24 protein-coding genes are annotated in these 22,930 nt (G+C 61.0%); 16 read left to right on the top strand and 8 right to left on the bottom strand.

All coding sequences use genetic code 11. The features are described from left to right. Nucleotides 1-64 precede the first annotated feature (64 nt). On the top strand, nt 65-529 hold the full coding sequence (locus tag RIE53_01265; protein ID MEQ9103306.1) for an Lrp/AsnC family transcriptional regulator: 465 nt from the start codon (nt 65-67) through the stop codon (nt 527-529). A 32-nt stretch (nt 530-561) separates the two neighbouring features. Then, nucleotides 562-2,745, top strand: a complete 2,184-nt coding sequence (locus RIE53_01260) for a glutamine synthetase III (GenBank protein MEQ9103305.1) — start codon at nt 562-564, stop codon at nt 2,743-2,745. On the opposite strand, the gene RIE53_01255 is transcribed toward RIE53_01260, so the two are convergent. The 3 genes from RIE53_01255 to RIE53_01245 all read right to left on the bottom strand — a co-directional run bounded on the left by RIE53_01255 (nt 2,718) and on the right by RIE53_01245 (nt 4,641). Then, on the bottom strand, nt 2,718-2,972 hold the full coding sequence (locus RIE53_01255; protein ID MEQ9103304.1) for a hypothetical protein: 255 nt from the start codon (nt 2,970-2,972) through the stop codon (nt 2,718-2,720). The two genes, RIE53_01260 and RIE53_01255, sit on opposite strands and share 28 nt — an antisense overlap. A 480-nt stretch (nt 2,973-3,452) precedes the next feature. Then, on the bottom strand, nt 3,453-4,262 hold the full coding sequence (locus tag RIE53_01250; GenBank protein MEQ9103303.1) for a hypothetical protein: 810 nt from the start codon (nt 4,260-4,262) through the stop codon (nt 3,453-3,455). After that, entirely contained in the window at nt 4,243-4,641 is a 399-nt protein-coding gene (locus RIE53_01245; GenBank protein MEQ9103302.1) for a hypothetical protein, read from the bottom strand. The genes RIE53_01250 and RIE53_01245 overlap by 20 nt, the downstream gene beginning before the upstream one ends. Before the next feature lie 183 nt (nt 4,642-4,824). On the opposite strand from RIE53_01245, the gene RIE53_01240 reads away from it, so the two are divergent. The 3 genes from RIE53_01240 to purB all read left to right on the top strand — a co-directional run bounded on the left by RIE53_01240 (nt 4,825) and on the right by purB (nt 9,615). After that, nucleotides 4,825-5,436 carry a sigma-70 family RNA polymerase sigma factor gene (locus RIE53_01240; GenBank protein ID MEQ9103301.1) on the top strand — a complete coding sequence of 204 codons (612 nt, stop codon included), beginning with the start codon at nt 4,825-4,827 and terminating at the stop codon, nt 5,434-5,436. A 58-nt stretch (nt 5,437-5,494) separates the two neighbouring features. Continuing rightward, nucleotides 5,495-8,203 (top strand): protein kinase, encoded by a 2,709-nt coding sequence (locus tag RIE53_01235; protein ID MEQ9103300.1) that lies wholly within the window; start codon nt 5,495-5,497, stop codon nt 8,201-8,203. Between the two features lie 119 nt (nt 8,204-8,322). Continuing rightward, a complete protein-coding gene (purB, locus tag RIE53_01230) occupies nt 8,323-9,615 on the top strand; it encodes an adenylosuccinate lyase (protein MEQ9103299.1) in 1,293 nt (430 codons plus the stop codon). A 7-nt stretch (nt 9,616-9,622) separates the two neighbouring features. On the opposite strand, the gene RIE53_01225 is transcribed toward purB, so the two are convergent. Then, nucleotides 9,623-10,114, bottom strand: a complete 492-nt coding sequence (locus RIE53_01225) for a dihydrofolate reductase (protein MEQ9103298.1) — start codon at nt 10,112-10,114, stop codon at nt 9,623-9,625. Next, nucleotides 10,114-10,908: a thymidylate synthase gene (locus RIE53_01220; GenBank protein MEQ9103297.1), complete on the bottom strand. Its 795-nt coding sequence runs from the start codon at nt 10,906-10,908 to the stop codon at nt 10,114-10,116. Before RIE53_01220 ends, RIE53_01225 begins: the two co-directional genes overlap by 1 nt. A gap of 65 nt (nt 10,909-10,973) precedes the next feature. Here RIE53_01220 and RIE53_01215 point away from each other — a divergent pair, with 65 nt between their 5' ends. Together RIE53_01215 and RIE53_01210 are read left to right on the top strand one after the other, a co-directional pair. Continuing rightward, the gene (locus RIE53_01215) at nt 10,974-11,234 is read left to right on the top strand and encodes a hypothetical protein (GenBank protein ID MEQ9103296.1); all 261 of its coding nucleotides are present in this window, start codon (nt 10,974-10,976) and stop codon (nt 11,232-11,234) included. A gap of 104 nt (nt 11,235-11,338) precedes the next feature. Beyond that, complete coding sequence (locus RIE53_01210; protein MEQ9103295.1) at nt 11,339-11,842, top strand: hypothetical protein; 504 nt, start codon at nt 11,339-11,341, stop codon at nt 11,840-11,842. Nucleotides 11,843-11,858: 16 nt separating this feature from the next. Here RIE53_01210 and apaG read toward each other — a convergent pair whose 3' ends face one another. Next, nucleotides 11,859-12,242 (bottom strand): Co2+/Mg2+ efflux protein ApaG, encoded by a 384-nt coding sequence (apaG, locus tag RIE53_01205; protein ID MEQ9103294.1) that lies wholly within the window; start codon nt 12,240-12,242, stop codon nt 11,859-11,861. 111 nt (nt 12,243-12,353) lie between these two features. On the opposite strand from apaG, the gene RIE53_01200 reads away from it, so the two are divergent. The 9 genes from RIE53_01200 to RIE53_01160 all read left to right on the top strand — a co-directional run bounded on the left by RIE53_01200 (nt 12,354) and on the right by RIE53_01160 (nt 21,397). After that, entirely contained in the window at nt 12,354-14,210 is a 1,857-nt protein-coding gene (locus RIE53_01200; protein ID MEQ9103293.1) for a 2-oxoacid:acceptor oxidoreductase subunit alpha, read from the top strand. Next, complete coding sequence (locus RIE53_01195) at nt 14,203-15,360, top strand: 2-oxoacid:ferredoxin oxidoreductase subunit beta (protein ID MEQ9103292.1); 1,158 nt, start codon at nt 14,203-14,205, stop codon at nt 15,358-15,360. Before RIE53_01200 ends, RIE53_01195 begins: the two co-directional genes overlap by 8 nt. 102 nt (nt 15,361-15,462) lie before the next feature. Next, complete coding sequence (gene rpmE, locus RIE53_01190) at nt 15,463-15,669, top strand: 50S ribosomal protein L31 (protein MEQ9103291.1); 207 nt, start codon at nt 15,463-15,465, stop codon at nt 15,667-15,669. 130 nt (nt 15,670-15,799) lie between these two features. Further along, nucleotides 15,800-17,125, top strand: a complete 1,326-nt coding sequence (locus RIE53_01185; GenBank protein ID MEQ9103290.1) for a thymidine phosphorylase — start codon at nt 15,800-15,802, stop codon at nt 17,123-17,125. A gap of 94 nt (nt 17,126-17,219) precedes the next feature. Next, the gene (locus tag RIE53_01180) at nt 17,220-17,987 is read left to right on the top strand and encodes a PspA/IM30 family protein (protein MEQ9103289.1); all 768 of its coding nucleotides are present in this window, start codon (nt 17,220-17,222) and stop codon (nt 17,985-17,987) included. Further along, nucleotides 17,987-18,421, top strand: a complete 435-nt coding sequence (locus RIE53_01175; GenBank protein MEQ9103288.1) for a hypothetical protein — start codon at nt 17,987-17,989, stop codon at nt 18,419-18,421. The genes RIE53_01180 and RIE53_01175 overlap by 1 nt, the downstream gene beginning before the upstream one ends. 2 nt (nt 18,422-18,423) lie before the next feature. Further along, on the top strand, nt 18,424-19,287 hold the full coding sequence (locus RIE53_01170; GenBank protein ID MEQ9103287.1) for a hypothetical protein: 864 nt from the start codon (nt 18,424-18,426) through the stop codon (nt 19,285-19,287). 16 nt (nt 19,288-19,303) lie between these two features. Further along, nucleotides 19,304-20,086, top strand: coding sequence for an enoyl-CoA hydratase-related protein (locus RIE53_01165; GenBank protein MEQ9103286.1), 783 nt, complete (start codon nt 19,304-19,306; stop codon nt 20,084-20,086). Nucleotides 20,087-20,095: 9 nt separating this feature from the next. Then, nucleotides 20,096-21,397, top strand: coding sequence for a hemolysin family protein (locus tag RIE53_01160; GenBank protein ID MEQ9103285.1), 1,302 nt, complete (start codon nt 20,096-20,098; stop codon nt 21,395-21,397). 21 nt (nt 21,398-21,418) lie between these two features. Here the strand turns inward: RIE53_01160 and RIE53_01155 are convergent, their stop codons facing one another. Together RIE53_01155 and floA are read right to left on the bottom strand one after the other, a co-directional pair. Then, entirely contained in the window at nt 21,419-21,943 is a 525-nt protein-coding gene (locus tag RIE53_01155; GenBank protein MEQ9103284.1) for a hypothetical protein, read from the bottom strand. Then, nucleotides 21,940-22,929 carry a flotillin-like protein FloA gene (floA, locus tag RIE53_01150; protein ID MEQ9103283.1) on the bottom strand — a complete coding sequence of 330 codons (990 nt, stop codon included), beginning with the start codon at nt 22,927-22,929 and terminating at the stop codon, nt 21,940-21,942. Before floA ends, RIE53_01155 begins: the two co-directional genes overlap by 4 nt. Nucleotide 22,930: the final 1 nt, after the last annotated feature.

The raw sequence follows: 22,930 nt of genomic DNA, 5'->3' as shown, positions 1-22,930 counted from the left end.
GGTGGCGTTTTAAATAAGGCGAACGTATATTTATACCTTAATTATTTAGGACTCGGCGCATCGGATGGATCGAATTGACGAAATGGACACCCGCATCCTGGAGTTGCTGCAGGAGCGCGGGCGCATCAAACGGAATGAAATCAGTGAAGCCGTTGGCATGTCCGTCCCGTCCGTCAGCGACCGCATGCGGAAACTGGAGGAGCGCGGCATCATCCAGGGCTACCACGCCGTGGTCGATGCCCGTCGTGTCGGATACGACATCTCTGCCTTCATCCGCGTCATGGTCGACCGGTCCAACCATTACGCCCAGTTCGTGGAACGCGCCAGCGCGCTTCCGGAGGTCCAGGAGGTGCATTCCATCACGGGCGAAGGATCCCACGTCCTGCGGGTCCTCGTGCGCAACACGGCCGCCCTGGAGCGACTTCTCGGGACCATCCAGGAATGGCCCGGCGTCCACGGTACTTCTACGTCCATTGTCCTGAGCTCCTTCAAGGATACCCGATCCATTCCCGTCGAACCGTCCACCTGACCCACATCTGACCACGCACTCCTGAACAAGCCATGAGCCGCACACACGCCGACTACGCGCTACTCGCCGCCAAGAAACACAAATCGAACGGGAACGTCGACGGGCGCTCCCACCCCATGGACATCGAGCGCATTTTCGGGGAGAACTCCCTGACGCTCGAGGAACTGAAGGCCCGACTGCCCAAGTCCGTCTTCAAGTCGCTCAAGGCCACCATCGAGACGGGGCATCCCCTGGATCATGAGATCGCCGACACCGTGGCCATGGCCATGAAGGAATGGGCCATTGAACGGGGCGCCACTCATTACACCCACTGGTTCCAGCCGCTTACCGGCAACACGGCCGAGAAGCACGATTCGTTCATTACGCCGAATCACGGCGGTGGCGCGATCGCCCAGTTCTCGGGTGCCGAACTCATCCAGGGCGAGCCGGACGCATCGAGTTTCCCCTCCGGTGGCGTTCGGGCCACATTCGAGGCCCGGGGCTATACGGCCTGGGATCCCACCTCCCCTGCATTCATCATCGAGAACCCGAACGGATCGTATTTGGCGATCCCGACCGCGTTCGCGTCCTGGAGCGGGGAGGCACTGGATTACAAGATCCCGTTGCTCCGCTCCATGGAAGCCATCAACACGCAGGCCAGGCGGGCGCTGACGCTGTTCGGTGTCGAGTGCAACAAGGTGACGTCGACCGTCGGGTGTGAGCAGGAATATTTCCTGATCGATGAGGAGTTCTACTTCCGCCGTCCGGACCTGATGACCTGCGGCCGGACGCTCTTCGGAGCCAAACCCCCGCGGGGTCAGGAGCTGGACGACCACTATTTCGGATCCATTCCTGACCGCGTGCTGGCCTGCATGCTGGAAACCGAGAAGGAACTCTACCGGTTGGGCGTGCCGGTCAAGACCCGCCACAACGAGGTGGCACCAAGCCAGTACGAGATTGCCCCCATCTTCGAGAACTCGAACGTGGCGGCGGACCATCAGCAGCTGCTCATGATCACCTTGCAGCGCGTGGCCCGCAAGTACGGGTTGGTGTGCCTGTTGCACGAGAAGCCGTTCCGCGGCGTGAACGGGTCGGGCAAGCACAACAACTGGTCCCTGGGTACGGACACCGGCCTGAACCTGTTGGAGCCGGGCGACAATCCGCATGACAACCTGCAGTTCCTGTTTTTCTGCACGGCCGTCGTAAGCGCCGTCTATCGCCACCAGGATCTGCTCCGGATTTCCGTTGCCTCCGCAGCCAACGACCACCGACTGGGTGCCAACGAGGCTCCGCCCGCCATCATGGCCGTCTTCATGGGTGAGCAGCTGGAGGAAATTTTCAACCAGATCAGTGAGGGTACGCCCACGAACAGTCGCCAGGGCGGCCTGCTGGGCTTGGGAACACCGGTGCTGCCGAATCTGCCACGCCACGCCGGAGACCGTAACCGGACCTCGCCGTTCGCCTTCACCGGCAACAAATTCGAATTCCGCGCGCCAGGTTCGAGCCAGTCGGTATCGTTCGTGAACACGGTGCTCAATACCATCGTGGCGGAGTCGGTTGAGGAGATGTCGGATAAGCTGGAAGCCCTGCTGTCCGATGGGACGTCGCTGCATGATGCGGTCGGTGCCGTGGTCAAGGAAGTCATTACGGCAGCCAAGCCCGTCATATTCGGCGGTGACAACTACTCGGAGGACTGGCACAAGGAGGCCGAGCGTCGCGGGCTGCTCAACCTGAAGACCACGGTTTCTGCGCTGAACCGCCTGCTGGATGACAAAAACATCCGGCTGTTCGAGAAATACGGCGTGCTCAGCGAAACAGAGCTGCGCAGCCGTGAGGAAGTATGGGTCGAGCAGTACTTCATGCGGATAAACATCGAAGCGGAGACGACCGAGGCGATTGCCCGCACCATGATCATGCCGGCAGCATCACGTTATCTCCGGGAACTGGTGGGCACCATGCGCGACGGTCAGAAAACCGGGATCTCAACGAAGGGTGTCCGGGAAGTGGCCACGCACCTGGCCGCCTACATCGATGAACTCCAGGACGCGCTCACGAACCTCATCCAGCAGAACAAGGAACTGGGGGGCGATACGGCCCACACCAAGGTCATCCACATGCAGGACAACGTGATTCCGGCCATGAATGCCGTACGACACGCTGCGGACCGGCTGGAACGGATTGTGGACCATGCCCTGTGGCAGTTGCCCACCTACCGGGACATGCTGTTCGTCAAGTAGTCCGGAACGCCTTCGAACAGATCTGTGGGCGGCTCCGGTTGCGGGATGGCTTCTTCGGAAGCGTTCGCGGCCGGACCCGCTTCGCGTTCAAGCGTACGGTCCATATCGACAAGAAGACCGTCGATTTTCTGGCGGTTGCGGCGGGCGTGGGCCTTGACACCGGTCCGCGAGGCGAGGAAAAGGGCCGCGACGAGGAATGTCCACAGTACGATACCTTCGGACCCCAAGTCCATACCGTTTATGAGAACGGGTAGGCCGAACAGGGTCACCAGCCGCGACCTGAAACGTGGTCTTGCCGTTTCGAACCGTGGCGGACACGTGGGCTGTGAAGCTATCGATGGTTTTGTGTACCCATTCGAAGGCGCCCTCGCGAACCGAAACGACACCCGGAATGCCGAATGCACGCCGGATATCGGCCAAAACAAGCTCCCACTCGCTGGAGGTCAACTCACGGTCCAGAGTCCAAGTGCGCTCGTGTGAAACGGGACCTCCCCATATGGACGAGGAGGGAACGGCCCTCGAAGGGGCGGCATCCATGCGCGTGGCTGCCCGTCGGATAGCCGCCGGGTCCAGGCCGCTCTCAGCGCCAATCTGGGCAAGCTCATCGACGCTCAGGCCAACTTCGGCTCCTGAAGTACCATCTTCGGACTCATCGGCAGCAGCTCGCAGAATGGCAGCGATTTCCTTTTCGTCGTAGAGGCGTTGCGTCATCGAACCCTCTTCCGGGATGCGCTTTTTTCAGTCGTCGGCGTGGTCTGATCGTCCACATCCAGACGGAAAGCGGAGTCCGTCATTGCTACTTCGGCAGGTGCCGCCGTGCTCGTCGTCTGGGAAGGAGATGCGGCCTTCGTTCCCATCGTCCGCAGCTCTTCCGCCAATCGCTCTACTTTCCGGATACCCATACGACCACGAACACTTACACCGAAGCGCGACAACATGAAGTTAATGGCTACAATGGCCATCCAGACTGGAATGCCCGTGAACCCCATGCTGAGTTCTTCAAAGAGGATGGGCAATAAAATCACTGCACCAATGATTGTCGGGATGAAAAACGGAATGGCCGACGTCGGGTCACTCCAAAAAACCTGGATTTTGGTTTTCCCATTTCGGACCGTTGCCAAGACGTGTCCCGATTCACCGCTAAACGATTCAGGAGTAACCCATTCGTAGACGTGAGGTCTGGTCTGTACAATTCCGGGCTTTCCGAAAGACTTTCGGATGGCGACGAGCATGTCTTCCCACTTTTCTCCGGAGAGTTCGTGGTCAATGACCACCGTACTGGTGTGCGTAAGTGGTCCGCCGAATATGCCCGCCGGAAGCGTCGTAGTCGGACGCGCCTCCAGCTCTGCTGCCGCTGCCTCTACCGCATCCGGATCCAAACCGGACTCAGCGCCAACCTGTCGCAATTCTTCCAGAGAAAGGCCAACTCGCGTTTCATCCGATGCATCGGGCGACAGGGTCGAGGCGCGCCGCAAGATCGATGCAATCTCCTTTTCGTTATACAGCCGGTCGCTCATTGGAGGCGGAATTGTACGGAGGACTGAACATGATACGTGCATACCCAGCCGCGTACAAACCGTAAAAGACGGTCACCGCAAGAATGGGCCACGGTCCATCGAGTGTCGCAACCCCGATGAGTGCCATGAAACCGGCAAAAGCATGGGCCAGATTTCCCAGAAGGATCGGACGTCCGTAAATGCCTCCGTAGACAGCGTTCCGGCCCATCCAGTTCAGCAGCGCCAGTCCGAAGATGGCACTTCCAAGCAAGGAAAGCGGGAGTTCCTGGTCCATCTGCCATCCGAACCAGCCGGCGGTTTCCAATGGAGCGAAAATCAGGGCGCCTCCGAGCAGGCCGAGGGCTGCGGCGCATGTTGCAACGATATGGACAGGTTTCACGGAACGCATGGTTTGGTCAGGGTAGCGTAAGACGCAACCCGGGCTGGATTGTTACCGGAACGGGTGCAACCTCCGGTGTGTTAATACGTCTCGGTGGGTGCGCGATCCCGGGGAGCGTTGGACAGGGTCTGGCGTAGTCTGATCTGGCCCTTATCTTGCCACCCCATCGCCGAAGACGCATCCATGCCCAAAGGCTCGAACGATAACACACCGTCACAGTCCAGTGAGCAGGACCGCGCGCTCGTAAGCGAAGCGCTCGCGGGCCGGCAAGGTGCGTACAACGAACTCATGCAGAAGTACCAGGGTGCGCTCACCCGCCACGTACAACGCATGGTCCGCAAACAAGGCGAAGTGGACGATCTGGTCCAGGAGTGTTTCATCAAGGCGTTTTCAGCGCTGCACTCCTATTCGAGCGAATACGCGTTCTCGACGTGGCTCTACAAGATTGCCACGAATCATACCATCGATTACCTGCGCAAGAAGAAGCTGTCGACGCTGTCCATCGACAAGCCGTTCCAGACCAAGGACGGCGAAATAGAATACGAGCTACCCGATACGTCCTACCGGCCCGATCGGCACATCGTGGAAGACCAACAGCGTGAACTCATTCAGCAGGCCATCGATTCGCTGCCGCCCAAATACCACAAAGTCATTGTCATGCGGCACCAGCAGGACCGGTCGTACGAGGAAATCGCCCTGGCCCTGGATTTGCCCCTGGGGACCGTGAAGGCTCATATTTTCCGGGCGCGGGCGCTGTTGTACAAGTATCTGCGCGACAAACGGCACATGTTGTAGGGCGGATTGCACATCCGGGTTCGGTGGCGGATCTTTGCTTTCCCACCCACCCCCTGACATGATGACCGGAAGTACGCTTTCCCACTACCAGATCCTACACGAATTGGGCCGTGGAGGCATGGGCGTTGTCTACAAGGCCCAGGACACCAAGCTGGACCGAATGGTCGCCATCAAGGTGCTGCCTCCCGGAGCGCTGTCGACCGATGACGACCGGGCCCGCTTCTACCGGGAAGCCAAAGCGGCAGCGGCGCTGAACCACCCCCACATCGCACAGATCTATGAGATCGATGAGGTGGACGGCACCCCGTTCATCGCCATGGAATTCATTGACGGTCCCATGCTTTCGGAGGAGGTGAAGCGGGGGCCCATGAAACTCGAGGACGTCATCCGGATTGCCCTCCAGATTGCAGGCGCGTTGGGCGCGGCGCACGCCAAGGATATCGTGCACCGGGACATCAAGAGCGCCAACATCATGTTGGCCGGTGACGGGGCTGTCAAGGTGCTGGATTTCGGGCTGGCCAAGACGCAGCAGTCCACACAGCTCACGCGGATGGGCTCCACCCTCGGCACGGTGGCCTACATGAGTCCCGAGCAGGCCCGGGGCGATGAAGTGGACGGTCGCACCGATCTGTACTCGCTGGGAACCGTCATTTACGAGATGGTGGCCGGACGCCTGCCGTTCGGCGGGGAATATGAGCAAGCGGTCGTCTACGGCATCCTGAATGAAATGCCCGAGCCGCTGACGGCGGTCCGGACAGGCGTCCCCATGGAACTGGAGCGCATTGTGTTCAAGGCGCTCGCCAAGGACAAGGAAATCCGGTATCAGACGGCGTCCGGCATTATTGCGGACCTGAAGGCGCTGGCCATCGGGGCCAGCGGCGTTTCCCGTCGAAGTGTGCCGGCCATGTCGGGCGTTGCGTCACCGTCCGGTGTCTCGGCCGCGCCCGCATCCGCCATCGAGACCAGCATCCCGCGCGGCGCATCGGCCCCTGCAGCGTCCCGCCTGCCTGTCTGGATCTGGGCCGCGCTCCCCATCCTGCTCGTTGCCGGCCTGGCCATTGGATGGAAGGTGGGTCCGGTCGGTACGGACTCGAACACCTCCAGCGCCGTCCTCCGGGCCCGGCTGCACCTGCCCGATGCCGGGTCGCCCCTTCGTGCCGACATCACGCCGGACAACCGGTTTGTCTTCTACGCGGCCGTCAATCCGACACGAATATTGGCCTACGACCTGGCCACGGCCACCATCCGGGAAGTGGAACGCTCCGCCAATGGCGTCCGGCCCCACGTTTCACCGGACGGGCGCTGGGTGTATTTCTTCAACAATACCGAGGCCCGTTGGTGGCGCGCACCCGTTTCGGGTGGTGTTGCCGCGCCGGTCATTGGTGGCGAAACCAATCGCCTGATGTCGCCCGGGTTCACGGCCGCGGGTGGCTTTGTCTTCACCGACAGCACGTGGGGACTCTCGGGCGTGGACGAGAACGGACGGGTCACGAAAATTGCCGATCTGGATACGTTGGACGGCCCGACGGGGCTGTTCAATCTGGTTACCGCCCCGGGAGGATCGTTCTCGCTGTACACCACACTGGCACCGGGACTTGTGCCCGTCCGGGTGACCAAGCTGGAAGACGACAAAGACGCCACAGAATACTTGCCGTCGGTCTATGCACACGCCATTACGCCGACGGGCCATCTCCTGACCATCCAGGAAGCACTGAGCGCTCCGTCCCCGCAAACCTACGCCACGCCCATCAACCTGAAAACCGGCGCCGTGGAGGGCGCGACCGTCGCCCTGGGTGCCCGCTCGTTCCCGGCTGTGGTTTCTCCCTCCGGCGTATTGGTGTATGAGGAACTGGGCGATCAGTCCGGCCAGTCCGTGCCCAGCACGCTCTATCGGATTTCGTCCACCGGAAATCCCGAGCGTCAGGCTACCCTTCCGGGGGCCATGTCGTCCGAGTTCAGCATATCCGGCGACGGCAGTCGCGTGGTGGTAAGCGCCATTCCCGAGCTTCGGCAACAAGCCGACGTCTACATCATGGACCTGGAGCGGGAAACCGTGACCCGCCTGACCCGGGAAGGCGGGTATGACTTGCCCGTCTGGGGAGCCGGCGACCGGACCGTCTACTTCGATCAACAACGCGCCGACGGTTGGGTCATTCTCCGGCGCAATGCCGACGGGTCGGGTGCCAATGAGGTCATTCTTCCCGACATCCCGGACATCGGGGATCAGGCGCTTACCCCCGATGGTCGGTACATGGTATTCAACAACGGCCCGCTGGATTTGTACGTCCACGATTTCCAGACGGAGTCCACGCGACTGGTGCTGGATGTGGCAGAAAATTTAACCAAGCCCACACTGTCACCTGACGGCACCTACGTGGCCTTCCTGCGGGGTGGAAGTTCGTGGTGCGGATCCCTGGAGGTCGTGTCGCTGGACGGAACCGGCGAACCCATCCAGATCGTGGAACAGGGCTGCATGCCGAAATGGTCTCCTGACGGATCCGCCATCTTTTCCGAATACCAGGGCACGATTACCCGCACACCGGTTACGACCGAGCCGACGTTCCGTCAACTCGGGCCGTCGGAAGTGGTGTTCACGGGGCCGTCCGGTTTTCAGACCGGAACTGACGGGGCTCTTTATTTCGATGTGGATGCCGGAGGGAATGTCTGGGTGGCGTATCCCGAAAGTCAAGGAGAGCGTGGGGAGATCTGGTTGGTCGTGAACTGGTTCGAGGAACTGAACCGGTTGGCCCCGCGCGACCTCAAGTAGGCCGCCGTTGCCCCAATTCCAGCCTCATTCACAGCCGGGAGCGGCCTGGAGCGGGCGGGTGCGGTATTTTGTTGTGCTGAACACCAGCCCGACCCTGCTGAACCCGACCCCGCGTTGCCATGATTGACCGCTATTCCCGTCCCGAAATGACCGCCCTCTGGAGTGAACAGGCTCAATTCGAGGCCTGGCTCGAGGTGGAACTGGCCGCCTGTGCGGCGTGGTCCGAAATCGGTGTCATTCCGAAGGAGGACGTGGAAAAGCTCTACGCGAACGCCACGTTCGACATTGCCCGCATCCATGAGATCGAAGAGTCCACGCGGCACGATGTCGTGGCGTTCACGCGGGCCGTTTCCGAGTCCCTGGGCGATGAACGCAAGTGGGTGCATTACGGCCTGACGTCGTCCGATGTGGTCGATACGGCATGGTCCGTACGCATAAAAAAGGCAAATGCATTCCTGCTGGAGGCCCTCGATGCGCTCATTGAAGTCGTTGCCCGCCGGGCCAACGAGCATCGGCACACCCTCATGATGGGTCGCACGCACGGCGTGCATGCCGAACCCACGACGTTCGGGCTGAAAATGGCCCTTTACCACGCCGAGTTGCGCCGGAACCGGGATCGGTTCGTGCGGGCAGCCGAAGACATGCGGGTCGGCAAGGTATCGGGATCGGTGGGTACGTTTGCCCACGTCCCCACGGACATCGAGCGATTGACGTGCGAGCGGCTGGGCCTGGAGGCCGCCCCCATTTCCACACAGGTGTTGCAGCGGGACCGGCACGCGCACTACCTGTCTGTGCTGGCCTTGACAGGCGCGACCCTCGAGAAAATGGCCGTTGAAATCCGGGGCCTCCAGAAATCCGAGGTGCGCGAGGTGGAGGAAGCGTTCCGTAAGGGACAGAAGGGCTCCTCGTCCATGCCGCACAAACGAAACCCCATTGGCAGCGAGAACATTACCGGATGCGCCCGCCTGCTCCGGGGGTACATGGTGTCCGCCTACGAGAATGTGCCGCTGTGGCACGAGCGGGATATTTCCCATTCGTCCGTCGAACGGGTCATCATTCCCGATGCCACCACCATCCTGCATTACGCCCTGACGCGTTTCACCGGACTGGTGGACAACCTGGTCGTCTATCCGGAAAACATGCGCCGCAACATGCAGCGCACCCACGGCCTGTACAACAGTCAGCGTTTGTTGAACGCGCTGATTGACAAGGGGCTCATGCGGGAGGCGGCCTATGACATGGTCCAGCCCTGTACGGCACTGGCGTGGGATGAGGAGCGTCCGTTCCGCGAGATCGTGCTGGCGGACGCAGCCATTCGAGGGCAGCTGTCGGAAAGAGAAATCGAAGCCGTTTTCGACGACGCCTACCACCTGAAACGGGTGGACGAAATCTTCGAACGGGTAGGGCTGTAGGTTCTGCTCAGCGGCGCTCGTACGTCACGAAACTGAACCCGTCCCGGTCATCGCGGGCGGTTTCCGTGTAGCGGGTGCCCACCAGATGCTCCCACTCCGGGAAAAAGACGTCGCCGTCGTGCTGTCCGTCCACCAGGGTGAGTTCCATCCGGTCGGCGTGCTCCAGGAAGGTCCGGTAGACACTGGCGCCGCCCCCGATGAACAACCGTTCCGCCCCGTCCGCGGCCGCCAGCGCTTCCTCGACGCTCTCGAAAACCTCCACGTTGTCGTATTCCGGCCACGATATGTCGCTGGCCAGCACCAGGTTGCGACGGTTCTTCAGTGGTCCCCCGAATTGGTGGACGAGCGATTCGAACGTGCGGCGCCCCATCAGGATGGGATGCCCTTCGGTCAGGGCCTTGAAGCGCTTCAGATCAGCCGGGATATGCCACGGCAGGTCCATGCCCTTGCCGATCACCCGGTTGGTCCGCCCGACCGCGGCAATGATCACGATCTCCATCAGACGGCCACCGGTGCTTTGATGGCCGGATGAAACCGGTAGTCCACGAGCTCGAAATCCTCGTAGGTGTAATCGAAAATGCTCGGCGGTCGGCGTTTCAGCCGCAGCCGGGGCAGTGCGTACGGCTCGCGCTTCAGCTGCTCGTCAATCTGGTCCAGGTGGTTCATGTAGATGTGGGCGTCGCCGATGGTATAGACCAACTCGCCCGGTTCCAGGTCGCATTGCTGGGCCATCATGTGGAGCAGGAGCGCATATTCTGCAATATTGAACGGGGCGCCCAGGAAGAGGTCGTTCGAGCGCACATACAACTGACAGGACAGGCGTCCGGCGGCAACGTAGAACTGGAAGAACATGTGGCACGGGGGCAGGGCCATCCGGTCAAGGTCCGACACGTTCCACGCGTTCACGATGTGGCGTCGAGAATCCGGATTCGTGCGTATGGACTCCACGACCCGCGCAATCTGGTTGATGGGACGGCCATCCCGGCCTTCCCACGAAACCCACTGCTTTCCGTAGACCGGACCGAGGTCGCCTTTTTCATCGGCCCACGCATCCCAGATATGCACGTTGTTGTCGACCAGGAAACGGATGTTCGTCTCCCCCTTCAGGAGCCAGAGCATCTCCACGGCGAGGCCCTTGAAGTACACCTTCTTGGTGGTCACGAGCGGGAATCCGTCGGCCATGTTGAACCGCATTTGCCACCCGAAAACGGACTTGGTGCCGGTCCCGGTCCGGTCCTCTTTCAGGACACCGTGTTCGCGGACATGGGCAAGCAAATCGAGATACGGTCGCATGGCGTGGGAACGGATTGGCGGGCAGAACATCACACTCCTGCAATCTACAAAACAAGCGACGCGAAATGGATCCGAATCTCCACCAGAAGCAGGGCATCAATCACATGAACCGGGTATTGGGATACGCTCCGTTCGTCGAGGAGAGCGGTGTGTCCGTCGTGCATCTCACCGCCGAGGATTGGCATGTCGTGGCCGATACGCTCTTCCAGATGGATACGCCGAAGGACATGCTGCCGGCGGCCATCCTGGAATTCGGCCTCGCAGATGGCAATCAGGTCATTGAATTCACCACCGCCGAGCGGACCATCCGTGTCGAGAAGATCTGAGCGGGGTGTGCCGGGTTTTGCAATAATACCCGGCATCGGGGATATTCCTTACGTCCAATGAACGGTTACGTTAGGGACCCATTCACCCAAATGAGGATCTTCCCATGAACCACAACCTGCGAAACAATCGCGTGTCCTCCGTCGCGTTCACCGCGCTTTTCGTCGTCACACTCCTGATTCCGTCCCGGGCCGATGCCCAGATCCGGGTTGGCGCGGCTTTCGGGCTCGATACGGAAATCGGCATTACTGCCGGGTATTACATGCCCCTGAACGTGAGTGCTGTCGAGGGCTTGAGCGTAGGCGTGGACGGCGTATTCTACCTTCCGGAAACCACCACCGTGTCCGGACAGGATTACACGTCCAACTTCTTCGAAGTGAATGCCAACGGACACTACCCCTTCACCGACGTCAGTTCGGGTTCGCTGTATGCCCTTGCGGGTCTGCAGTATGCGCGGGCATCGGTGGATACACCGTTCGGCGATGCGTCATCCAGTGATGTCGGTCTCAATCTCGGAGCCGGTCTGGACTTCGGCAAATTCTTTGCCGAGGCCAAGTTCGGGCTTGGCGGATTCGAACAGCTGGTCCTGAGCGCCGGACTCTCATTCTGATCCGGCCTTTGCGGCGTCAGTTCGATGCCGCTTGCAGATGGAACCGGGGGATCGCGACCTGGAAGCGGTCCCCCCGGCTCCGTTCCATCAAGTACGAACCCTCCATCGTGCCCGTGAAGGTTTTCAGGACACTGTAGGAGTTGTACTCGTGGAACGCACCGGGCGCGATGACCGGCTGTTGACCGATGACGCCCTCGCCTTCGACCTCTTCAATGCGTCCCGTGGCATCGGTTATCCGCCAATGCCGGCGAAGCAACTGGACATCGTCGAAGCCCTCGTTCTCAATGCGGACGTAGTAGCCGAACACGAAGCGGGAGGTCAGCACATCGGATTGACCATCCAGATAGACTGGGCGAACGGTTACCCGTACATCGTGGGATATGGAGATGTAGGGAATCATGCCGCCATGTACTCGGACATCCCATGAATGTTCGACGATGGGTGTCGCATGGATGCATTGCAGGAAGTATACTGGAGGCACGTCCCAACACACCCTTGATGAGGGTTTTTGATGGCCGATAAGCAGCTCCAAACGCTTCCAGAAGCGACAATCCTCTTCGCCGGAGATTCCGGCGATGGCATGCAGCTCACCGGATCGCAATTCACGCTGGCCACAGCGTACGCGATGAACGATCTGGCCACGCTGCCCGACTTCCCCGCTGAAATCCGGGCTCCCGCGGGCACCACGTACGGCGTCTCCGGATTCCAGCTCCACTTTGGCTCGATTGACATCCGGACGCCGGGAGACGAGGTGGATTTGCTCGTCGCCATGAACCCGGCGGCCCTCAAGGTGAACCTGGATCGTGTCCGCATTGGCGGGACCATCCTGGTCAACTCGAACGCCTTCGATCAGCGCAGCCTGGATCTGGCCCATTACGCGGCGAACCCCCTGGAAGACGGGTCGCTGGACCGATACCGCGTCATCCAGGTCGAGTTGACGCGCCTGACACGCGAGACGCTCAAGGACTCCGGTCTGAACCAGAAGGAGGTGGACCGGTCCAAGAACATGTTCGCGCTCGGGCTGGCGCTCTGGTTGTATTCGCGGCCCATTACACCCGCTGAGGAGTGGATAGGCAAGAAATTCGCCAAAAAGCCGGACATCCGGGATGCCAACCTGGAATTGCTCCGGAAAGGATTCTATTTCGGGGAGACGACCGAGTTGTTCGTGACGCGGTACGAAGTCACGCCCGCGAAATTACCTCCCGGGCGATACCGTGCCATCATGGGCGTTCACGCGTTGGCCATGGGTCTCGTGGCTGCGGCGAACAAGAGTGGGCTGTCCATTTTCTACGGTTCCTATCCCATCACGCCCGCGTCGGACATCCTGCATTCGCTCAGCCGGTACAAGAACCATGGCATTGTTACCGTGCAGGCTGAAGACGAAATTGCCGCCGTCGGCATGGCCATCGGTGCCAGCTTCGGGGGAAGCCTGGGAATCACCGGCACGTCCGGTCCCGGTGTTGCACTGAAGGCTGAAGCCATCGGACTCGCGCATATCACGGAATTGCCCCTCGTCATCATCAATGTGCAGCGGGGTGGACCCTCCACCGGCCTGCCGACAAAGACGGAGCAGTCCGACCTCATGCAGGCCATGTACGGGCGTAACGGTGACTCCTCGTTGCCCATTATTGCGGCCAGCACTCCGGGAGACTGTTTTGAAACCGCCTACGAAGCGTGCCGCCTGGCCGTGAAGTACATGACCCCGGTCCTGTTGTTGTCCGACGGTTACCTCGCAAACGGATCGGAACCATGGCTTATTCCTTCCCCGGATGACCTCCGGGATTTCGAGGTCGCGTTTGCCACCGAACTGAATGCGACCGTGGACGGAGCCGACGTGTATCATCCGTACAAGCGGAACCCCGAGACCCTCGCCCGACCGTGGGCCAAGCCGGGTACGCCGGACCTGGAGCATCGGATTGGTGGACTGGAGAAGGCGGATGTGACCGGTAACGTGTCGTACGACCCCATGAACCACGAGCACATGACGCATATCCGGGCGGCCAAAGTGGAACGGATCGTGCAGGAAATCCCGCCGACCGAGCTTTATGGCGATGAGGAGGGTGAGGTGCTGGTTGTTGGCTGGGGCTCCACCCGGGGTGCCATCGAGGCGGCCGTCACGCGGGTCCGCGATGAAGGACATCGGGTGGGTGCCATGCACCTGCGGTATCTGAACCCGCTTCCCGCGGATCTGGAGCCGATTTTCGGCCGGTTCCGCCGGTTGCTCGTACCGGAAATGAACAACGGCCAGATGGTTCGCATTTTGCGCGACCGGTTCCTGTTGCCGTTCGAGCCGCTGAACAAGATCCAGGGCCGGCCCTTCGGCCCGAGTGAGATCCAACGCAAGATCATGGACATGATCAATGGCTGACAACAAGAAAAAACCGACCCTGCCGCCCGGAATGGGCGCGGCAAAGAAACCCACGTTGCCGCCCGGAATGGGCGGTGCGAAGAAACCCACATTGCCCCCGGGTGCCAAGAAACCGACCCTGCCTCCCGGCGCGGCCGGTGGGGACGGAAGTTCCGCCCTGACGCGGGCGGATTTTGCGTCGGACCAGGACGTCCGGTGGTGTCCGGGATGCGGCGATTATGCCATTCTGGCCACAGTCCAGCGTCTCATGCCGGAGCTCGGCGTTCCGCGTGAGAACACGGTGTTCATTTCGGGTATCGGCTGTTCCAGTCGCTTCCCGTACTACATGAACACATACGGCATGCACTCCATCCACGGACGTGCGCCGACGATTGCCTCGGGATTGAAGGCATCCCGTCCCGAGTTGGACGTATGGATTGTCACCGGGGACGGGGACGGCCTGTCCATCGGGGGGAACCATCTCATCCACATCATGCGTCGGAACCTGAATGTGCAGATGATCCTCTTCAACAACCAGATCTACGGTCTGACGAAGGGGCAATATTCGCCGACATCCGAAGTGGGCAAGGTGACCAAGTCGACGCCGTTCGGGTCCATTGACCATCCGTTCAATCCCTCGGCCGTCGTGCTGGGTGCCGATGCCTCGTTCGTGGCCCGGACCATGGACCGCGATCCGAAGCACATGAAGGAGATGTTCGAACGGGCGCATGCCCACCACGGTACCGGTTTCGTGGAAGTCTACCAGAACTGCAACATCTTCAACGACGGGGCCTTTTTCCAGTACACGGAAAAGGATTCGCGGCCGGATCGTGCCCTCTACGTGGAGCATGGCAAGCCCCTGACGTACGCCGACGGGAAGAAGGGTATCCGTCTGGATGGATTCCGTCTGGTGTCCGTGGACCTGGAGTCGGGCCAGTGGTCAGCCGACGACTGCCTCGTGTACGACGAGACGTCGCGCGAACTGGCCACCATCATCTCGCGGGTGTACTGGAATCCGGAGTTGCCCCAACCCTTCGGCGTATTCTACCGCGAAGATCGTCCCACGTATGAGGATCAACTCCATGCGCAGGTCCAGGCCGTGGTGAAGCGGGCGGGCAAGGGGTCGTTGAACGACCTGTTGACCGAAGGGGATACCTGGGAAGTACATTGACGCCCGCGTGAATTGCACGCAAAGCCTGAACGCGCGGACTTTGAAAGAGTACGCGCTCATCCTTATATTGCCCAGCTATCTCTTTTGACCCTAGGCGCTGCCATGAAAAACGACCTCCATCCGGACTACCACTTCGTCGACGTCAAGCTGTCCGACGGCTCGACCATCAAGATCAAGTCGACCATGCCGGGCGATACGTACGTTTCGGAAATCGATTCGACGAACCATCCGTTCTATACCGGCAAGAAGCAGTTTATTGACACGGCCGGTCGTGTCGAGAAGTTCAAGCGTCGCTACGCCAAGAACTGACCGGGCCCCGGAACGGTCCTGGCCGCCGAGGCATCCCGGACACCCGGTCTTGCCCGCACGGCTGGTGAATGGCTGAATATTTTGATGGGGGCGCGCCGCAGGCGCGCCCCCATTTTCGTACGTTGTTGGCATGAACGTCACCGATCTCATCCTGAAAAAACGTGACGGGGGCGCCTTGTCGACCATCGAAATCGAGTGGTTGACCCGCGCGTACACCGCCGGGGACGTGCCGGACTACCAGATGTCCGCCTTCCTCATGGCCGCCTTCCTGAAGGGCATGTCCGACGAGGAGATGGGGGCGCTGACGCACGCCATGTTGCATTCGGGGGAAGTCCTGGACCTGTCGGACATCCCGGGCATCAAGGTGGACAAGCACTCGACGGGCGGCGTCGGGGACAAGATCTCCATTCCGTTGGCCCCCATCGTGGCCGCGTGCGGCGTTCCCGTACCCATGATTTCGGGGCGCGGCCTGGGTCACACCGGAGGGACGCTCGACAAACTGGAGTCCATTCCCGGGTTTTCCACCAGTATGGACATTCCGGCGTACCGTAGGCAGTTGGCCGACCTCGGCGTGGTCATGATCGGCCAGACCCGTGAAATCGCTCCGGCCGACCGCAAGCTCTATGCGCTCAGGGATGTTACGGGGACAGTCGAGTTCATCCCGTTCATCGCTGCCTCCATCCTCTCGAAAAAACTGGCTGAGGGTATTGATGCCCTGGTGCTGGACGTCAAGTTCGGCTCGGGAGCGTTCATGCAGGAAGAAGCGCGTGCTCGCGAGCTGGCTGAAACCATGGTCCGTCTGGGCGAACAGTTCGGGAAGCGGACGGTGGCGCTGTTGACGGACATGAACGAACCGCTGGGTCGGACGGTCGGGAATTGGCCGGAAATCGTCGAGTCCATCGAGATCCTCAAAGGGGAAGGTCCGGCAGATGTGTCCGGTCTGACCGAGCGGCTGGCCGCTGAAATGGTGGTGCTCGGCGGTCGCGCCGGCACGCTTGGCGAGGCCGTCGAAGTCGTCCGTTCCGTGATTGCCGACGGTCGGGCCTTCAACACATTCCGGGAACTGGTCGCCGCCCAGGGCGGGGACCTGTCCGTCGTGGACCAGCCCGCCAGCCGCCCCGGATCCGAGCCCGTCGCCACCCTCACAGCCCCCCCGGATGCCGGGCCGTACGTTTCTGCCGTTCATGCCCGTACGGTGGGGCGGGCCGCCGTCCGACTCGGGGCGGGGCGTGCCCGGAAAGAGGACGAGGTCGATCCGGTGGCTGGTTTCCGCCTGCACAAGCGCGCGGGCGATCCGGTGGCACCCGGAGACCTCCTGGCCGACATCCATGCCGGTCAGCTCGATCACGTGGACGATGCCCGGGCTATGCTGCTGGCGGCCTTTACCTGGTCCACCCATGCCCCGGAAGGGACCCCGGTTGTGGTGGACCGTTTTACCGATGGTCGCTGGTCGTGAATCTGTTGGCGATTGTCGACGTAGGACCCCTGTTCAGGCCGCCTTTCCTATATTTGGCAAGCAAGGCGCAATCAAACCCAATCGTGAAGAGCACATGTCGATCTGGTCACGTTTCACCCGGTTCGTAAAATCCGTCTTCGGAGGCGCCATTTCGGCCCTGGAGGACCCCAAACTCATTCTGGAGCAGAACATCCGGGAACTGAACGATCAGGTCCCGAAGATGAATGAGAACATCGCCACGGTGAAAGCCAACGTGATGATGCTCCAGAAGGAGGTCCGCAAGTATGAGAATGAGATCGCGGACCTGACGTCCAAGATCAAGGCGGGCATCCAGGCTGGTCGCGATGACATCGCCGAACGCTACGCCATGCGCCTGGAATCGGTCCGTGAGAACCTGAAGAGCTCCCAGGACCAGCTCAAGTACGCCTCCCTGGCGTACGACAAGGCCATCCAGGTCAAGAAAGCCTTCATGCGCGAGAAAGAGCGCAAGATTGCGGAGGCCAAGGATGCACTCCGCGCGCACGAACGCGCGAAGTGGCAGGCCAAGGTGGCCGATACCCTCGAGTCCTTCGAAGTGGGTGGCATTGACCAGACCCACGATGAAATGCTGACGCGTCTCCAGGAAGAGACGGCCCGCAACGAAGCCCGCATGGAAATGGCCCTGGACTCGGTGGATACCGATACGCTCCGCATTGAAGAGGATGCCCAGAAGCTGCGCGCATCGGAACTGGTGCGGCAATTCAAGCTCGAGATGGGTGTGGGCGATACCGGTGGCGCGACCGCCGAGCCCGAACTTGACATTCCGGAGCAGGAGAGCGAATCATCCGGAAAAACCATCGGAAAACAGCGCACACAAAACTGATGACCCCCGAAGAATACCAACGTCTGAAAGAGACCGAGAAAGAGCACCTGCGCAAAATCCGCCAGCTGAAGGGCATGGCCCGGCAGGCGGAACGGTCGCGCAAGGTGACGGGTGCGGTCTCGGACATGGTATCCTCTGCGGAGCGCCTTCTGGACGAGCATCGGGAAATGACGGACCGGTTGTCGCATGACGCCGCGTTGCAGGAAGCCCGTCTCGAAATCGCGCTGGAAGCGGCCGACGAGAACGCATCGGTCATCAACCAGGAAGCCGAAGACGAAGCGGAAATCGCTCGCATCCGGGCCAGGCAAGCCATGGACGCGCAGCGGAAGATGGCCGCATCCGCACCGAACTCATCCGGGGGGGCGGCGTCTGCCGATCCCTCGAATCCACCCCCGTCGATGCCTGAAAAGACGATCGGCCGCATGAAGCGCTGACCATGAAGGACATCAATTACAATCGGGAGGCGTTCCTCCACCCGTGGAACCTGACGTTCCTGATTGCGGCGATGGCTGTGGCTTTCGGCGTGAGCATGACGGGTGCGACGTGGCCGTTCGACTTGATCCTCATGCTTACGACCGGCCTGGAACTCGTGTACCTGGGGACCATGCCCCGGAATGAGCGCTTCCGCCGGGCCGTACGTTCCCGGAAGGCGGTAGAGCACGCCAAGCCGCCCAGCCAGAAAGAGCTCTTCCAGAATCTGGAAAAGGGCAATCAGCGCCGCTATGCCCGGCTCCGGAAGATCGAGTCCGATATCCGGGCGAACTACCGGAAGTTGAGCTACGCTTCGCAGGGCATGCTGGACAGCCATCTGTCCAAGATCAACGGACTGTTGGATTCGTACCTCAAACTCCTCTATCAGAAGGAGCGGTACGAATTTTCCGGAACGTCCGCCACCGAAACCGAGGTGCAGCGAACCATCCAGGCCCTCCACAAGGACATGCAGGACGATACACCGCGTGTCCGGGCCATCAAGCAGCGACGCCTGAAGATCCTGGAACAGCGCCTGGAGCGATCGCAGAAAGGGGCCGAGAACCTGGAGATCATCGAGGCCCAGCTTGAGACCATTGAAGATGTCATCAAGTACATCGAGGAGCAGTCCCTCACGCTGCGCAATCCGGACGAGATTTCCTTCCAGTTGGACACGCTCCTTTCGGAAGTGGAAGAAACACAGGCTTCGGTCGTGGAGCTGGAGGAGGTATTTGCCAATCCGACCGATCTGCTGAACGAGATGGATACGTTTGAGGACCCCACTGAAATCCGGACGCCCGAGCCTTCGGGCACAACCCGCACCCGCGAATAACCACCGCAGACAATCCATGACGCTGGAAACGCTTCTGGTGGACATCGATGCCCATGGCATTGCCACCGTCACCATCAATCGCCCCGACAAGTTGAACGCGTTGAACGCTCAGGTCCTGGATGACCTGGATGCGTGGTTCACGGCCGCCGAAGCGGATCCGGACGTGCGGGGGGTGCTGATTACCGGAGCGGGCGAGAAGAGCTTCGTGGCCGGTGCCGACATCAAGCAATTCAAGCAATTGAATGCGACGTCCGGGCATGCGTTTGCACTGCGGGGGCAGGCGGTATTCAGCCGGATCGAGCAGTTTCCGAAGCCTGTCATGGCTGTCGTCAACGGATTCGCCCTCGGCGGCGGGTCGGAACTGTCGCTGGCCTGCCATCTGCGCGTCGCTTCGGAGAAGGCACGCTTCGGGCAACCTGAAGTGAACCTGGGGATCATCCCCGGATACGGTGGTACGCAGCGGTTGCCCCGGATTGTGGGCAAGGGGTTGGCCACGGAACTGGTCCTGACGGGGGACATGATCGACGCCCGACGGGCCTATGAAATCGGACTTGTGAACCGGGTATTCCCGCCCGATGAATTGATGGCGGGGGCACGGGCGCTCATGCAGACCATCGTGTCGAAGGCGCCCATTGCCGTGGCTCTTACCCTCAAGGCCCTGGCCTCCAGTGACGTCCCCCTGGACGCCGGACTCCGTGAGGAAGCCGCGCTGTTCGGTCAGGCGTGCGGTACGGACGACTTCCAGGAAGGCGTGGATGCGTTCCTTGAACGTCGCCAGGCCGCATTCAAAGGTCTATAATACCCCATCATGATCCTCCTGTTCATTGCCCTGACCCTGCTGCTCAGCGCGTTCTTTTCCGGATCGGAAATTGCGTTCGTGGCCGCGAACCGGCTCCGGGTAGAAGTTTCGGCTCGGAGAGGGGGACGGGCGGGTGCCCTGGTTTCGAGATTCCTGGAAGATCCGGCCGCCCTGTTGACCACGACCCTGGTGGGCAACAACCTGGCACTGGTCATCTACTCTTCGCTGGCGGCTTTCTGGCTGGAAGCTCCGCTGACGCAGTCGTTCTCGTCGTTCATGGTGCCCGATTCCGCGGGGTTGGAAGTGGCTGTCCTGGTCGCGCAGACCATTATTGCGGCGATGGTCGTCCTGCTGTTCGGGGAAATCCTTCCGAAGTCGTTCATGCGGGAATTCGCGAACCGGGCTGTTTTCGTGTTGGCCGTTCCGCTTCGCGTCTGTTATTTCGTGTTGCTCCCGCTGATCTCCCTCGCGCGATGGTCTGCGGCAGGGCTCATGCGGCTCATGAAAACCGACGCCGAATCCTTGTCGCAATTCATGCGGCGGGATTTCGAACTCATGATCGAGGAGAGCAAGCGGGCAGGGGATCTCGACCTGGATGAGGAAGAGAGCACCTTGCTTTCCAACGTGTTTGCCATGGGATCGGTGCGCGTCAAGGAATCCATGGTTCCGCGAACGGATCTGGTGGCGGTGGAAGAGAGAACCTCCATTCCGGAGCTGCAAGCCACATTTGTCAAGTCCGGGCACTCCAAGCTGCCCGTCTACCGGGAGAACATTGACAACATCGTGGGTATTGTGTTCGCGTATGACCTGTTCGACAAGCCACAGCACGTGCCGGACATCCTGCGCTCCGTGAACTTCGTTCCTGAAACCAAGATGTCGAAGGACCTGCTCCGGGAATTCCTGGCTACCGGGACGTCGATTGCCATCGTCATCGATGAGTATGGCGGGACGGCAGGTCTGGTTACCACCGAAGATTTGCTTGAGGAGTTGTTCGGCGATATCCAGGACGAGTTCGACCACGAGGACCATGTGTTGCGCGTGGTGGACGACAGGACGGTCATTGCCAGCGGCCGGGTGGATATCGACGAACTTCGCGAGCGGACGCCCATTCAGCTCTCCGATGACGGAGACTACGAGACCATAGCCGGGTTCATCCTGGCGAGGCTGGGCACCATACCCGCCCGTCGCGACGAATTCGAGTTGGACGGCTACCGGTTCCAGGTGCTGGCCGCGTCCACCAACCGCGTCGACATGGTGCGGATTACGCGGGCCAGCGAACTCGTACAGGACGAGAAGAAGAACGGCCGCTGAGAAGCGGAGCGTGCGGTCTGGCTATGCTTTCAGCAGGGTCGACATCAACCGGCCATGGTGGACGACGCGGTCCACGACCCCCGAGGCATCCAGGCGGTCTTCCGGCCCCGATGGCATTTTCGGAGGTGAGATCCGCCCCATCCACAGCAGCATCTTCTCGCGTATCTGCGGGGGGGGCGGATGCGCTCCAGGCGGAAAATGGGCGACATAGAACGCCATTTTCCGCTCCAACCGGGCTCCGATGACGGCGCCCAATTCAGCCGTCGCCTGATCGCCCGATTCCAGCATGGCCGTGCCCACCAGGTAATCCCGATAAAGGAACGGGGCGGCCAATATGGCATGGGCGAAGGTCTCATCGGCCCCGCCCGTGGCCTGGGCTACACGGGCTGAGACCACGGCAAGCAGGCACAACGTTTCTTCAGCGACCAGCTCGGGGTCGGCCTCGGGCATGCCGGCCATGACAGCACCGGCAATCTCCTGGGTGGCCGAAAGCACACCGAGCCCGGCAAATACGGCCGCCTGGTGATGGGTTCGAGGTTCGGTCAAATGTCCTTCTTCCGTTCTTCGGTCCCACTGATGGAGCGGCGCATGGAGGTGTCCGCTTCCACGTTCTTCATGTTGTAATAGTCCATGACGCCCAGGCGTCCACTGCGGAACGCTTCGGCCATGGCCTTGGGCACCTCGGCCTCGGCCGCGACCACGTTGGCCCGCTGCTCCTCGACCGACGCACGCATTTCCTGTTCGCGGGCCACGGCTGCGGCGCGACGTTCTTCCGCTTTCGCACGGGCCACCTTGAGGTCTGCTTCCGCCTGATCGGTCTGCAGCTTGGCACCGATGTTCTCGCCCACATCCACGTCGGCGATATCGATGGACAGGATGTCGAACGCCGTTCCCGAATCGAGACCCTTGGCCAACACGACCTTGGAAATGGAATCGGGATTCTCCAGCACTTCCTTGTGGCTGGACGCCGAGCCGATGGTGGACACGATGCCTTCCCCGACGCGGGCCATGATGGTCTCCTCTCCGGCACCGCCAACCAGGCGCTCGATGTTGGCCCGGACGGTCACGCGGGCTATGGCCCGGACCTGGATGCCGTCCTTGGCGACGGCCGAAACGGCAGGTGTCTGGATGACCTTCGGGTTGACCGATACCTGGACGGCTTCGAATACGTCACGACCGGCCAGGTCGATGGCCGTTGCCCGCTCGAACGTCAGATCGATGCTGGCCTTGTCGGCCGAGATCAGCGCATTGACCACCTTCTGGACATGGCCACCGGCCAGGAAGTGGGCTTCAAGCTGGGGAGGATCCAGGTAAATACCGGCTTTGTGGGCGGTAATCAGGGGCTTCACGATGGCTGCCGGGGGCACCTTCCGGAGCCGCATGCCGACCAGGTCCCGCATGAGTTTCAGGCGGACGCCCGAGAAATAGGCCGTCACCCAGAGCCCGAGGGGCACGAAGTACAGGAAGATGATCAGTCCAAGAAGGACCAATCCGATAATGAGGACACTGCCTGCTGCGAAGGGATCTCCCATG

The sequence above is a fragment of the Rhodothermales bacterium genome (assembly GCA_040221055.1).
Classification (GTDB): domain Bacteria; phylum Bacteroidota; class Rhodothermia; order Rhodothermales; family UBA10348; genus 1-14-0-65-60-17.
Note: the sequence above shows the minus strand (reverse complement) of the source record. Positions and strands in the feature narration are given on the sequence as shown.